Source organism: Furfurilactobacillus rossiae, assembly GCF_013394005.1.
Taxonomy (GTDB): domain Bacteria; phylum Bacillota; class Bacilli; order Lactobacillales; family Lactobacillaceae; genus Furfurilactobacillus; species Furfurilactobacillus rossiae.
This window is the reverse complement of the sequence record NZ_CP040586.1, coordinates 1,997,245-2,011,267: the sequence shown is the minus strand read 5'-3', so window position 1 is coordinate 2,011,267 and position 14,023 is coordinate 1,997,245. Positions and strand designations below refer to the sequence as shown.

Annotated in this window: 13 protein-coding genes; 11 read left to right on the top strand and 2 right to left on the bottom strand. The window is 42.8% G+C overall.

All coding sequences use genetic code 11. The features are described 5' to 3' along the window. The first annotated feature begins 6 nt into the window (after positions 1-6). The 5 genes from cdaA (at position 7) to nagB (ending at position 6,657) form a co-directional block, all read left to right on the top strand. The gene (gene cdaA, locus LROSL1_RS09785; RefSeq protein ID WP_017262237.1) at positions 7-846 is read left to right on the top strand and encodes a diadenylate cyclase CdaA; all 840 of its coding nucleotides are present in this window, start codon (positions 7-9) and stop codon (positions 844-846) included. Then, positions 843-2,018, top strand: a complete 1,176-nt coding sequence (locus LROSL1_RS09780; RefSeq protein ID WP_178914454.1) for a CdaR family protein — start codon at positions 843-845, stop codon at positions 2,016-2,018. The genes cdaA and LROSL1_RS09780 overlap by 4 nt, the downstream gene beginning before the upstream one ends. A gap of 52 nt (positions 2,019-2,070) precedes the next feature. Beyond that, complete coding sequence (glmM, locus tag LROSL1_RS09775; RefSeq protein ID WP_017262239.1) at positions 2,071-3,423, top strand: phosphoglucosamine mutase; 1,353 nt, start codon at positions 2,071-2,073, stop codon at positions 3,421-3,423. Positions 3,424-3,776: 353 nt separating this feature from the next. Next, positions 3,777-5,594: a glutamine--fructose-6-phosphate transaminase (isomerizing) gene (gene glmS / locus LROSL1_RS09770; RefSeq protein ID WP_178914453.1), complete on the top strand. Its 1,818-nt coding sequence runs from the start codon at positions 3,777-3,779 to the stop codon at positions 5,592-5,594. A 349-nt stretch (positions 5,595-5,943) separates the two neighbouring features. Further along, entirely contained in the window at positions 5,944-6,657 is a 714-nt protein-coding gene (nagB, locus tag LROSL1_RS09765; protein ID WP_178914452.1) for a glucosamine-6-phosphate deaminase, read from the top strand. Between the two features lie 487 nt (positions 6,658-7,144). Here nagB and LROSL1_RS09760 read toward each other — a convergent pair whose 3' ends face one another. Next, positions 7,145-7,480 carry a hypothetical protein gene (locus tag LROSL1_RS09760; protein WP_017262242.1) on the bottom strand — a complete coding sequence of 112 codons (336 nt, stop codon included), beginning with the start codon at positions 7,478-7,480 and terminating at the stop codon, positions 7,145-7,147. Positions 7,481-8,120: 640 nt separating this feature from the next. Between LROSL1_RS09760 and LROSL1_RS09755 the strand changes: the two genes are divergently transcribed. The 3 genes from LROSL1_RS09755 (at position 8,121) to LROSL1_RS09745 (ending at position 10,400) form a co-directional block, all read left to right on the top strand. Continuing rightward, entirely contained in the window at positions 8,121-8,828 is a 708-nt protein-coding gene (locus tag LROSL1_RS09755; protein WP_178914451.1) for a nuclear transport factor 2 family protein, read from the top strand. 290 nt (positions 8,829-9,118) lie between these two features. Then, positions 9,119-10,114 (top strand): 3-hydroxyacyl-CoA dehydrogenase, encoded by a 996-nt coding sequence (locus tag LROSL1_RS09750; RefSeq protein WP_178914450.1) that lies wholly within the window; start codon positions 9,119-9,121, stop codon positions 10,112-10,114. 109 nt (positions 10,115-10,223) lie between these two features. Then, positions 10,224-10,400, top strand: coding sequence for a hypothetical protein (locus tag LROSL1_RS09745; protein ID WP_178914449.1), 177 nt, complete (start codon positions 10,224-10,226; stop codon positions 10,398-10,400). A gap of 17 nt (positions 10,401-10,417) precedes the next feature. On the opposite strand, the gene LROSL1_RS09740 is transcribed toward LROSL1_RS09745, so the two are convergent. Further along, the gene (locus LROSL1_RS09740) at positions 10,418-10,999 is read right to left on the bottom strand and encodes a DUF5067 domain-containing protein (protein WP_017262247.1); all 582 of its coding nucleotides are present in this window, start codon (positions 10,997-10,999) and stop codon (positions 10,418-10,420) included. Positions 11,000-11,223: 224 nt separating this feature from the next. On the opposite strand from LROSL1_RS09740, the gene LROSL1_RS09735 reads away from it, so the two are divergent. The 3 genes from LROSL1_RS09735 to LROSL1_RS09725 all read left to right on the top strand — a co-directional run bounded on the left by LROSL1_RS09735 (position 11,224) and on the right by LROSL1_RS09725 (position 13,940). Continuing rightward, entirely contained in the window at positions 11,224-11,688 is a 465-nt protein-coding gene (locus tag LROSL1_RS09735) for a MarR family winged helix-turn-helix transcriptional regulator (protein WP_178914448.1), read from the top strand. A gap of 37 nt (positions 11,689-11,725) precedes the next feature. Beyond that, complete coding sequence (locus LROSL1_RS09730) at positions 11,726-11,980, top strand: hypothetical protein (protein ID WP_017262249.1); 255 nt, start codon at positions 11,726-11,728, stop codon at positions 11,978-11,980. Between the two features lie 574 nt (positions 11,981-12,554). Further along, entirely contained in the window at positions 12,555-13,940 is a 1,386-nt protein-coding gene (locus LROSL1_RS09725; RefSeq protein ID WP_152323516.1) for an Nramp family divalent metal transporter, read from the top strand. Positions 13,941-14,023 lie beyond the last annotated feature (83 nt).

Here is a 14,023-nt window from a genome sequence, read left to right as displayed (position 1 = left end):
AGTGTTATGTTACTTAATCCCAGCAACTGGCTCACCTGGACGGCGGCAGCACGTTTGCTCGACATTCTAGTGATTTGGTTTGTTATTTATGAGCTGATTATGCTATTACGAGGCACGCGAGCGGTAATGTTGTTCCGCGGGATCCTTGTGATTATCATTATTAAGATTGCTAGTTGGTATCTGGGCTTAGAGACAGTTTCCTGGGTCATGGACCAGATCATTAACTGGGGGGTTATTGCCCTAGTGATCATCTTTCAACCGGAAATTCGGCAAGGCCTTGAGCGTTTGGGTCGCGGCTCGTTTATTCAACGAGGCCGGACGGCTCACGATGATGAAGAAAAGTTAATCGATGCGTTGGATAAGGCTATTCAATACATGAGCAAACGCCGGATTGGGGCGCTAATTTCTATTCAAATGGAAACTGGTTTGGAAGAGTACATTGAAACTGGGATTGATTTGGATGCGGACGTGACCGGCGAGCTCTTGATCAATATTTTTATTCCCAATACACCCTTACATGATGGGGCCGTTATCATTAAGGATAATCGAATTGCTTCCGCTACTGCCTATTTACCGCTATCAGACAGTAATTTGATTCCTAAAGAGTTAGGGACACGTCATCGTGCTGCTGTGGGGATTAGCGAGGTAACGGATGCGTTGACCATTGTCGTGTCCGAGGAAACCGGCGAAGTGATGTTTACGCGAAATAATGAAATGATGCGTAATTTGACTCAGGAAGACTATCTAAATTACCTTCGTAAACAATTAATCCCGGCAGAGCCAGAACGTCACAATTGGTTCTTGGACATTGTTAACCGAATTTTTAGGGGAGGTGGCCATAAATGAAAAAGTTTAATCGCTTTCTCAATAGCACACTCTTCTACCGTTTATCAGCGTTAGTTTTGGCCATTTTCTTAGTTATTTACGTCACCGGTTCGACGGGCAACGACACCCGTTTAGCACGTCAGGACAATCCTAGCAGGGTGTCATCACTGACTTCGACCAAAACGAAAACGGTGTCGATGCCATTGCAACTAAATATCAATTCAAATAAATACTTTGTAACGGGTTATCCAGAGCGCGTTAAAGTTAAAATCACAGGACCGGCTGCATTGGTTACGGCGACGACAAACACGCAGAACTTTAGCATTAATGCAGACTTGTCAAAGCTGTCAATGGGTAAGCACAAAGTGACGTTGAAGGCTGACGGACTCAATAAAGAATTAACCTACCAGATTGAGCCGAAGACAATTAATGTCACAATTGCGCATCGTGAAACGATCACAATGCCTGTCCACGTGAAGTATGATGCCAACAGTTTGGCAAGCGGCTATCAAGTTGGCACGCCAACAACGTCAGTTAATAGTGTTACGGTAACCGGTGCGACGTCTGAGGTTGAACAGGTAGCTCAAGTGGTTGCACCAATTAATTTGACCAAGAACAGCACGTCAACCTTAACAGCAACCGTTCAGTTGGAGGCTCAGGATGCTAATGGTCATACAGTTAATGTGGTGATGACACCTTCAACGGCTAGTGTGACCGTGCCAATTACGTCCAACGAAAGTTCTAAGAAAGTTAAGGTTAATTACGAGCCGAAGAATGCTGAGGATGGTAAGAGCTATTCAATTACCGGTGACGTTGATAGTTTGACCGCATATGGCACAAAGAGTGCGATTAGCAAATTAAAGAGTAGTATAGTAGCTAACGTAGATGTTTCTGGTCTACCAATTGGAACGACAAAACAACAAGTTAATCTAACACCTTCTGCCAGTGGCATTAGGAGCTATTCTGAAACGACTGCCAATGTAACAATTAAAGTGACATCCAGTAACGCAGATAGTAATGGGGTTCAGCATGGCGATTCATCAACAAGTTCCTCTGATGAATCATCTAGTGAGGCTGCCGGCAGCAGTGAAACATCTTCTAGTAGCGACGATACGAATACCACGGCGAGTAGCAGCGAAACGGGCAGTAGCAGCACAAGTGCGTCCAGTAGTTCTGCTGCCGGCAGCAATTAGTTAGCAAATAAACAAGTCTTTAGGGACAAACGACGAAGTGAGGAAGAAACAAATGAAATATTTCGGAACAGATGGTGTACGAGGCATTGCAAATCAGAATTTGAGTCCTGAACTTGCATTCCGACTTGGGCGTGCCGGCGGGTACGTGCTAACGGAGCACGCCGATGCAGATCATCAGCCACAGGTTTTGGTGGCACATGATACGCGTATTTCGGGTCAAATGTTGGAAGAAGCACTGATTGCAGGGCTTTTGTCAGTTGGGATTGAAGTACTCAAACTCGGTGTTATTACAACGCCTGGAGTCGCATACCTTGTCCGGGTACAACAAGCGGATGCCGGTGTCATGATTACGGCGTCTCACAATCCAGTTGCTGACAACGGGATCAAGTTCTTTGGTGGTGACGGTTTTAAACTGTCTGATTCTTTGGAAGAAGAAATTGAAACCCTCTTGGATGCACCCAAAGATGAATTGCCACGACCGTCAGCAGAAGGACTGGGAACCGTTGAAGACTATCAAGAAGGTGCTGCCAAATACACGCAATTCTTGGAGCAAACGATTCCTGATCAGCTAAATGGTTTACACATTGCCGTGGATGCGGCCAACGGTGCTACCAGTAAATTGGTATCACGTTTGTTTGCAGATGTAGACACTGATTTTGACACGATGGCGACGAATCCTAATGGGTTGAACATTAATGATGGCGTTGGTTCTACTCATCCTGAGGCGCTACAACAGTTTGTTGTTGAGAAGGGCGCCACTATGGGTGTTGCGTTCGATGGCGATGGTGATCGTTGTATTGCTGTAGATGAAAATGGTGACATCGTTAATGGTGATAAGATCATGTTCATCTGTGGTAAATATATGCATGAACATGGTCGTCTTAAGAAAGACACAGTTGTCACCACAGTGATGAGCAATCTTGGCCTTTATAAGGCTCTGGAAGGCAACGAGATGCACAGCGTGCAAACGCAAGTCGGTGACCGGTACGTGGTTGAAAAGATGTTAGCGGATGGCTATAACGTCGGTGGTGAACAGTCTGGACATGTTGTTTTCTTGGACTTCAATACAACTGGTGATGGCATGTTAACTGCCTTACAACTTATGTACATTGTCCAAACGACTGGTAAAAAGTTGTCTGAACTAGCCAGTGAAGTAACGACGTATCCTCAAAAACTGGTTAACGTTAAGGTTGCTGATAAAAAGGCGGCTTTGGAAAATGACCAGATTCAGGCAATTATCAAAAAGGTCGAAACTGAAATGAATGGCGACGGACGCGTGTTGGTTCGTCCAAGCGGTACTGAGCCATTGCTGCGGGTGATGGCTGAGGCACCAACTCAGGAGGTTGTTGACGGTTATGTCGATGAAATCGCTGACGTTGTGCGTCAAGAAGTCGGTATTGAATAGCGGTAATGCGCACTGAAGGCTGATTATTTTGTTGGCTGATGAGCATAATCAATGAACGCGATAATTTAGGCTGTGTTTCCGTTTCTGGAGGCACGGCTTTTTTGTTTGTGATTCGAAATATCACATTAATGTAGTCAAACACGAATCTGGTAGGCACGCTGATCCGCCATTAGTCGTGCTGGGTGGATTTGGCCTAAATGTTCCCATTTAGAGAAAATTAAGGTTTGGTAATCATATAGACCACTAAAGACAAAAGGTTGACGTGAAGTGTTTAAAAACGTTATTATAATACTGCTTTCAAAAAAGAAAACGGTATTATAATAGTCTATACCAATTTGAAAAGGATGAACGTTATGTGTGGAATTGTTGGAGTGACAGGAAACGAAAATGCGGTTGAAATGTTGATGAATGGTCTTCGCCGTCTGGAATATCGTGGCTACGATTCAGCCGGAATTTACGTGAACGACCAAAATGGCAAAGATTACTTAGTTAAAGAAAAAGGCCGCGTGGCTGATCTGGCTAAGGCAATCGGTGAAGATGTCCACGGTTCCACGGGGATTGCGCATACGCGGTGGGCAACACACGGACAACCTAGTGTTGCCAATGCGCATCCACAGGTATCTGCTGATGGTCGTTTTTACTTGGTTCACAACGGTGTCATTGAAAACTACATCGAATTAAGAGACAAGTACCTCCAAGATGTAACGTTCAAGAGTGAAACAGACACTGAAGTCGTCGTTCAATTAATCGATTACTTCGTCAAACATGATAACTTAACAACCCTAGAAGCCTTCCGCAAAGTGCTTTACTTGGTGGAAGATTCTTCATACGGTTTCTTGCTGATGGATCGCGAAGAACCAGACACTTTGTTTGTTGCTAAAAATAAAAGCCCATTGCTAGTTGGTGTCGGCAATGGCTTTAACGTCGTTTGCTCAGATGCCATCGCAATGCTGAACTACACGCATGATTTCATTGAGATGCAGGATGGCGAAATCATGATCTTAACGCCTGAAAAAGTTGATATTGAGGATGAAGAAGGGCACCACATTTCCCGTTTGCCATTCCACGTCAGCATGGATGCCAGTGAGGCCGATAAGGGAACTTATCCACATTACATGTTGAAAGAAATTGATGACCAACCAACTGTCATGCGTAAATTAGCGCAAACGTACTTCAATGATGACGGTCAAGTGACTATCGATGACGAACTGTTGGCGGATCTACAATCAGCCGACCGGTTGTATATCGTTGCTGCGGGAACAAGCTACCACGCTGGTCTAGTCGGTGAACGTTTATTTGAACGGCTAGCAGCGGTACCGACCGAAGCCCACGTGTCCTCAGAGTTTGCCTATAATTCACCCATTCTCTCCAAACATCCTTTCTTTATTTTCCTGAGTCAAAGTGGTGAAACTGCTGATTCCCGTGAAGTGTTAACTGAGGTAAATGCAAAGGGTTATCACAGTTTGACAATCACAAATGTGCAAAACTCAACGTTATCGCGTGAAGCAACCTACACAATGCTGTTAAATGCGGGTCCAGAAATTGCGGTTGCTTCGACCAAGGCTTATACGGCTCAAATTGCTGTAGAAGCTATTATTGCTAAGGCGTTAGGAGAAGCAACGCAACAAGTGGCCGCAGCCGATTTTGACTTACGTCGCCAATTGGGACTGGTCGCTAATGGTATTCAAGCTTTAGTTGATCAGAAAGAACGTTTTGAAGCTGTTGCTAAAGATAATTTTGTCGATCAACGTGATGCCTTTTACATTGGGCGTGGCATTGACTATGCGGTTTCACTTGAAGCCTCGTTGAAATTAAAGGAAATTACTTATATTCATTCCGAAGGGGTCGCAGCCGGTGAATTAAAACACGGCCCAATTGCATTGATTGAGTCTGGCACGCCGGTCATCGGTATCATTACCCAAGAACGAACGGCTTCACTGACACGTAGCAATTTGGCAGAAACTGCCGCTCGGGGTTCCCACATCATGACGATTGTGACGAAGTCGTTGGCTAAAGCACATGATGACATTATTTTGGAAGACGTCGATGAGATGTTAACGCCGCTATTAACCATCATTCCAGCTCAGCTCATTTCCTATTACACGAGTTTGCTTAAGGGATTAGATGTTGATAAACCTCGAAATTTGGCTAAGAGTGTCACGGTTCAATAATAGATGTTTTGTCTTTTATTTGGACAGAAGCTTTGACACACGTCCGTTTTGAGAACGATTATGAAACGTAATAGCACCCGATTCCCACTCTGGGAATCGGGTGCTATTACGTTAAGTAGAATTCTCAGAAATTTGAAATGCGATAGTGCTTACAGCGGCTGCTCTAAACAAACATATAACACAGTTTCTGTCCTTTTTAATAATTCACTGAATAGGTTAAACGGTCAGTCTTTACTTGTATGAAGGTGGCTCTGACAAACAAAAATCAGATTTACAGCTGAGGTGACTTGTAAAATTGTCTAGACCTGTTATAATTGGACTATACCAATAAGAAAAAGGGAGACTCGACATGAAGGTTATTGTTGTAAAGAACGCCGCTGAAGGCGGTAAGCAAGGTTTTCAAGTGTTTAAGGACGCATTAGCTAATGGTGCTAAGGTATTTGGGTTGGCAACTGGTAGTACGCCAATTTCAACATATGATGAAATTACGAGTTCAGACTTAGACTTTAGTCACGTGACTTCTGTAAACTTGGATGAATATGTTGGTCTTGGACCTGATCATCCACAAAGCTACAACTACTTCATGCACGAGCATTTCTTTAACAAGAAGCCATTTGAAAACTCATATTTGCCAGATGGGTTAAACAAAGATGCTGAAGCCGAAACGAAGCGTTACGACAAGGTAATCGCTGACAATCCAATCGATTTAGGTATTCTGGGATTGGGTCGTAATGGCCACATTGGGTTTAACGAACCAGGTACGCCATTTGATTCCACTACGCATCAGGTTAAATTAACAGAATCTACTATTGCTGCCAATGCACGTTTCTTCGATAACGAAGAAGAGGTTCCTAAGTATGCTTACTCTATGGGAATCGGTTCAATCTTGAAGGATAAACAAATTTTGCTGGAAGCCTATGGTGAAGAAAAAGCTGATGCAGTGAAGGGTATGATTGAGGGACCTGTTACCCCAGATTTACCTGCTAGCTCATTGCAGAACCATGACAATGTTATCGTTGTGATTGACGAAGCAGCTGCTTCAAAGCTCAGCAAAAAATACTAGAAATAAAAAGAAATCAGATATAACATGTTTTAGCTTTCTCAGGTCACACAAATAAACGTTCATGGGTGGACATGCCCATGAACGTTTATTTGTATTAGATGAGTAAAAGGCAGGGTTAGACTCGCGTTTGTGACAATTGCTAATCTGTATAAAACCTTGCGATTGAAGGAAAAATATTTGCCTTCATTTCACTAAGGTTCAAGCCGAAGCGTTATGTCCCAATACCTAGGTGTCTATAAAAGAAATAACCAAATTATCACCGATAAATGGCAATTTGGTTATTTTTCTAATAAAAACATTAAAATATGGATAGACATAATTTAAAATACGTGATAACTTTAAATTACCATTTATTTACTTCCTCTTCCAAGGACGTTCACCCCAATGACGCCTTGGAACGGTACATCGTTGATTTGGTGTTCCTAACCTAAATGGCCCTTGAAAGGAACCGATGCCCGTCGGTTCCTTTTTTGGCCTCTTTTTTTGGTTAACCGACTTGGTTTTCTCTGAGAATAGAATCAACCACAGCCTGTATTTCTGGTGTCTTAATCCATTCTTCCCAGTGATCCATATCCCAACCTTGCATGAGAAAATGATGATTAATGTAATCTTCATATTTAATCACGTTTGCTGATTCAGGAATATTGAGTTTTAGAATGCGGACCTCTTTAATGAACTTTTTCTCGGCTGCAAATTCTGCACGCCCATTGTGGACCATATTGCCAATTTCCATGTACTTTGAGCCGTCTTTTCGGGTGATTTCTTCAATCATGTCCAACGACTCATGGCCTGGTTCTTTTAACGGTGCTGGTTCTTCTGCCATCGTATATAACTCCTTTCTGTTAAAACAACGCTAGTCTATTATCGCATGAAACTTATTTGCTGACGAAAAAAGAGCAAAAAAAACCACCATCTTGCGACGGTGGCCGGCATAAGAGAGAAAGAGAATTGATTAGAAGGTAATTACTAAATACCTTACGAGAACAATATACCTAATAATGAAAGCGCTGTCAATGACTATTTTAAAAATACTTTTATGGCGTGAGCTACGGATTTCTTGTACACGGAGATCCGTTATCGAAAATGATGACTAGGGACTATTTGGTCAGTTCAAGCATCATGTGAGTCAAAGACTTCCGGATTTTTTCAAGTCCTTGTGAGAACCTCAAGTTTCTATATTAGTCTGACTGTCTGTTAGACACTAGTCCGGTCTTTACTAAAAGGCGGGATTTAAAATAATTCGAGTTGTAAGCGGTTACAAAACGAACAGAATCGGTTAAAATAGATGTATGGAAAGAAGTTATTAATTAAGGAGATGAGCTTATGGGGTTTCAGGTTGAACTAGCAATCATTGACATTACCGCAATTTTGATTATGGTGTTGTTGGGCATTTTGGGACTGCATGACGGGCGTCACCTACACACTTAATATCCGTAAGATTAATAAAACGGAGGTGGGGTTAGATGACTAAGCAACTTTTTAATCGCAAGATTTTGGTAAAACAGGATGATGGACGTCAATTTATCGACGTTGTCGAAAATGAAACACATTTGTCCTGGACGTCGACAGTTGATGAAACGCTGCAACAGCGTAATGTAGATGCAGTGATCACGCGGCTCGCCGATGGCGTATTCAATTTAAATTGGTTGGGATTACGCGGTGCAATGTCCGAAACGATGGATTTTAACCGTCATACGTTAGTCGGCGTTCGATTTGATTCGGAAAAGGGCCCCCAACGGTTTACAGGTAGTGTTCAACTGTTAAACGACGATGGAACGCCTGATTTGAGTCCGTTTACGAATTGCCAAGTCGTATTGGCTTTTTGGAATGCCTTCTTTAATCGTCACGATGTCTCTGCAGTGACGCAATATGTGGCGCCAGAGTTCATTCAACACAATCCAAGCATTGCCGATGGCGCAGAAGCATTTACGCATTATTATCGAGTTTTGTTTGGTCCTCAAGGCAGTTTGCACGAGTCGAAACGGACGGTTGTCAGTGTAGCCGACCGGGATGATCTTGTGTATTTGCATGTTATTAGGCAGGATTCTCCGACAGCTACCGAAATGGCAGAAGTTGATATCTTCCGTGTTCGCGATGGTCAATTAGTTGAACACTGGGCTGTGAAACAACCATTCCCGAACCATAGTGCAAATGGACACCCGATGTTTTAAACAAATTGGCAAAAACTGACACACCACTTCTGATGAGAATAATTGCAAACATTGGTGTAAGACTTGGAAAATAATAAAATATCAAGGCAACTGCTAGGTTGAAAGACAAGTGGCAGTTGCCTTTTTTGTTGGAAAAGTTACCGTTCTTTCATCGTAAGCAAAACAGTGGCATTGGTTCATTTCTTAAGGATGAATAATATCTCCCACGTTAATGAAATCATATAGTGAAGGTGGAAATTTTTTAATAGCTGACTTTAAAGCTGAACAAAGATTTGGAAAGGGAGATAATCATGGCAATTAAACATGTAACTGTTGCAGGGAGCGGTGTTTTAGGAAGTCAAATTGCATTTCAGGTCGCCTTTAAGGGGTTTGATGTTACCATTTATGATATCAACGGTGACGTGATTGACAAGGCCAAAACGCGTATTGGTGGACTGACCGAAATTTATGCTAGCCAAATTGCAAGCTCACAAAGTCAGTTTAGTAACCTTGTAAAGGGGACAAACTACAACGCTAACTTGTTGCCCGGATTACCAGATGCCATTATTGGCAGAATTCAGGATGCGGAAAAAGTTGCACGGGAAACCCCGGCTCGAATAAGTTATGCGATGGATCTGAAAACCGCCGTTCAGGACAGTGACCTGGTGATTGAAGCCATTCCTGAAGTGTTGGATTTAAAAACAAAATTTTATCAACAGTTAAGTCAAGTAGCGCCCAGCAAAACGATTTTTGCCACTAATTCATCGACGCTAATTCCAAGTCAATTTGCAGAAGCAACAGGGCGTCCTAAACAGTTTCTTGCGTTACACTTTGCTAATGAAATCTGGAAGAACAATACTGCCGAGATCATGGGGCACGCGGGGACTGACGCAAATATTTATCAGACGATCGTTCAGTTTGCAAAAGATATTGGCATGATTGCAATTGAAGTTAAAAAAGAACAGCCCGGTTACATCTTGAATTCTATTTTGGTCCCGTTTTTACATGCAGCACAACTTTTGTATTTGAAGGGTGTCGGTGATCCACAAACAATTGATCGAACTTGGATGATTGCCACAGGTTCACCAATGGGTCCGTTTGCAATCCTAGATATGGTCGGTATTCAGACGGTTTACAATATTATCCAGAACTATGTCGCAACAACTGGAGATCCAGACTTCAAACAGTTGGCGACAATGATGAAAACGGAGTATCTTGATAAAGGAAAACTTGGTGTCTCAAGCGGAGAAGGATTTTACCACTATCCTAACCCAGCCTTTGAGGATGAAAATTTCTTGAAGGGATGATTTGAACCGACTCGAACCAGATGCTCATAAAGTGGCAAGCAAAATAAAGGGTCTTCCACCGGATGACATGCTACACTACCCGTAACACGCCTAAGGAGGAAGACCCTTTATGAATGATCATGATGCAAAATGGGTATTAGATGAACTAGCAAAATTGCGAACGGACGATAATCGGGTGACTATTGATGCAGCGATTGATTTAATCAAGGAACAACAGGATGAAATTGACAGCTTGCATGGGTCGATGGAAGGGCAACTGTGGAGCCCTAAACAGTGGCGCCAGTGAATGAATCTCCAGTTAATCTAGTTTGATTCGTTTGCATTGATTGTCAAAGTCGTGGTGCCGATGTTTTTCTGACCATCATGCACGGTCAATGTGACCGGGCCAGCTGACGGCGAAATTTTATACATGGCCGCCACTGTGACGTGTTGGCCAGCATCAACTGGCGTCACAGAATTGTTGATGTCATCATTGTCGCTGTCACTGTTTTGACCTGACAGTGATAATGAACCACTAACTAAGTTTTTGCCATCTTGGGTGGCCTTGAAATGTTTCGACCATAAATCTGATGGTACTTGTTGCTTCGTCGATTGATTTGAGTAATCGTAAGTGATGAGCAATTGCTGATGGTTTGGAAATGCCGATGCAACTTGACGTTGGCCTGTAATTTTAATAGTACCGGTGCTGGCCGTAAGCGTATTGTTTGCAAACGTCGCTACCGGTGCTTTTTTATGTGCCTGTGTTGATTGTGTTGATTCACTAGCAACCTTTTTACTCGATGTTTGGCGTTGTGATGATGCCGAGTTCTTTGCCGATGGTGTGCAACCAGCCAACACAGTGGCTGAAATGGCCGCGGCTAATAAAGAAGAGACGATTTTATTCATGAGATTCTCCTAAAAAAGTGTATTTATCTTTTCGTGTTTGACGTTTATTTCATCGTGCACTATTTTATTTATTAACGCAATTAATGTGGTTAAAAACGGTTGCACAAAGGTGTAGGCCTTTTTCCTAGAAGCCACACCGTTTATGTATATAATAGTAGATGAGTATGTAGGCCACGGTAGTCGTTTTTTGGTGGTGCCTCGTTTGTAAATGGAGGAAGAAGCAAATGGCCAACGAAGAATTATTGAATGAATCAATTGATGTTTATATCCACTTTTTAAAATACTTAGATGAATTTGTATCACGACCAGCGGCGGAGTATCAAATTTCGTTTGAACAGTATTTGATTTTGCACGATGTCTCGCGGGAAAAAAACTTGACGTTGATGGAGATTGCTGCACGTCGGAATGTCACACGGAGTGCAGTTTCTCGTCAGATTCGTGTTTTATTAACTAAGGATTTGATTAAGCAAGTTGCGGATACTCATGATCGTCGTCGAATGAATCTTAGTTTAACTGCTAAAGGTAGCAAAGCAGAATCGCAAATCAGTGAACGGGTGACTCATCGCTTCAGCGTTTGGATTAATGAATTCGGGGAGGATCAGGCTAAACAAGTGTTAGCCTTTATTCGTGAGTTTGGGACTAAGTTTGCCGATCCGAATGGCACACACGATTCGCGCAAACCAAAATGAAACGTGTAAATTTTAATGAAAACGGGGTAGTCGATGAATGACAACAGTTGTTGTGAATGAAGGCAGTGTTGATTTAGTAAATGGCGCGAGCATCCAGGCTCATTTTGAGATTCATGATGTTGAACAGGGTGTGTTATTGGTTCTAACTAATAGCAATGTGAGTGCAGATCAACTTGCGTCGCTAATGAGTGAAAAAGAAGATTCAATTGGTGATGCGCTAGCTGACGCGACCAATCAGGATGTTAATGTGGTCTCTTGGCGTGACGCGGCAGGACAGACGCATCAGTTGTAGTAAACTGACACTCATTCTAATTTAGACAGCTGTTAAAAAATCGTGATTTTAATAAATTTATTGGATCTGTGACACAAGTTCGATTTGAGAACGAGCATTAAAGTAAAACTGACCTATTCCCGAATTTGGGGAATGGGTCAGTTTTGGGTTAGGCGGAATTCTCAGAACTTTGGAGCGTGATATTACTCACAGTATTCATCCCAGATAAACTTATGTCACATTCTCTCCTTTTTTGTGGATTTTATAAAAATAACAAAAAAACTTCAATGTAACCATTTTCAAACGACCTTTATGGCTTGTAATTTGGGCAATTTCGGCACATAGTATACGTGGTTCAAAAAGGACTATCAATTTCGCAAAGACGGAGTGATTGTGACGGTTTTAAAATTCAAAAATTAAATGCGTAACAGTCCGATGTTACGTCGACTTAGCAAAAAGCCAATCAGTATCACTGATGTGTTTTTTGATGATGCGACGCTAGCGACCATCTTTGAAGGATTAGACCTGATTATTCAGGAATCAAAACGGAAAAGAGGGCACGAAAATGAGCAAAAAGCACGAAAAAAAAGAAGTCATGGACGACACGTTGGTGGCCGAGAAGAAGACTTCTAAGAAAAAACACTTTGTTGATACAACTGGCAATCATGCCAAGAGCTTGGATGAAGTGAACGGCTCCATTCTGGTGCCGCAGCACGCAGGCTATTTCAGAACGTTACTAGCCTATACTGGACCGGGAGCATTGATTGCTGTTGGGTACATGGATCCTGGTAACTGGATCACGTCAATTGCTGGGGGTGCTCAGTACAAATACGCATTAATCAGTGTCATTCTGCTGTCGAGCTTAATTGCGATGCTGTTGCAAGCAATGTCAGCTCGGTTAGGAATCGTAACTGGTAAAGATTTGGCGCAGATGACCCGTGAACGAACGTCCCGTGGTATGGGAATCTTTTTATGGATCATTACAGAACTTGCAATTATGGCGACGGATGTCGCAGAAATTATTGGTTCAGGGATTGCGCTAGAGTTGCTGTTCGGTTTCCCGTTGATTGTTGGCTTGATTATCACGGCGTTTGACGTCTTGCTGTTGCTAGTGTTGATGAAAATGGGCTTCCGTAAAATTGAAGCCATTGTGGCCACACTAGTGGCTGTTATCCTGTTCGTCTTCTTGTATGAAGTCATTCTGGCCCAGCCAAACGTCCCGCAGATCTTCGCTGGCTTCGTGCCACATCCGGGACAATTGCTAACGCACAAACCAATGCTTTATCTGGCATTAGGGATTGTGGGGGCCACGGTTATGCCACATGACTTGTACTTGGGATCATCTATCTCTCAAACGCGGGCATTGGATCGTGACGATCACGACAGCGTTAAAAAGGCCATTCGTTTTACAGTTGCTGACTCAAACATTCAATTAACGATTGCGTTTGTGGTCAACTGTCTGTTATTGATTCTTGGTGCGGCGCTGTTCTACGGCACTAACAGTGAACTCGGTCGATTTGTTGATTTATTCAATGCGTTAAGCAACTCAAAGATTGTGGGCGCCATTGCCAGCCCATTGCTCAGCATGCTGTTTGCCATCGCGTTGCTTGCTTCTGGTCAAAGTTCGACCATTACCGGTACGCTGGCTGGGCAAATTATTATGGAAGGGTTCATTCATCTTCGCATTCCGCTGTGGGCTCAGCGGCTGTTAACACGGTTGATGTCCATTACGCCAGTGCTGATTTTCGCATTTATCTATCATGGTAATGAGGCCAAGATTGAAAATTTGCTGACGTTATCGCAGGTTTTCCTGAGTGTCGCGTTACCGTTTGCCATGGTGCCACTGGTTCTGTTCACCAGTAACAAAGAATTGATGGGTGATTTCCGCAATAAAGCATGGGTAAAGTGGACGGCATGGCTCGTCACTGTCGTATTGATTATTTTAAACCTGTGGTTGATTGCTGGGGTCTTCACTGGCTGATCAGGGTTTAAAGCGTGAATTTACTTTGTAAAAGAATAAAACGTCTGCCAATATTTGGTGGGCGTTTTTGTTAGCCTTGAGGC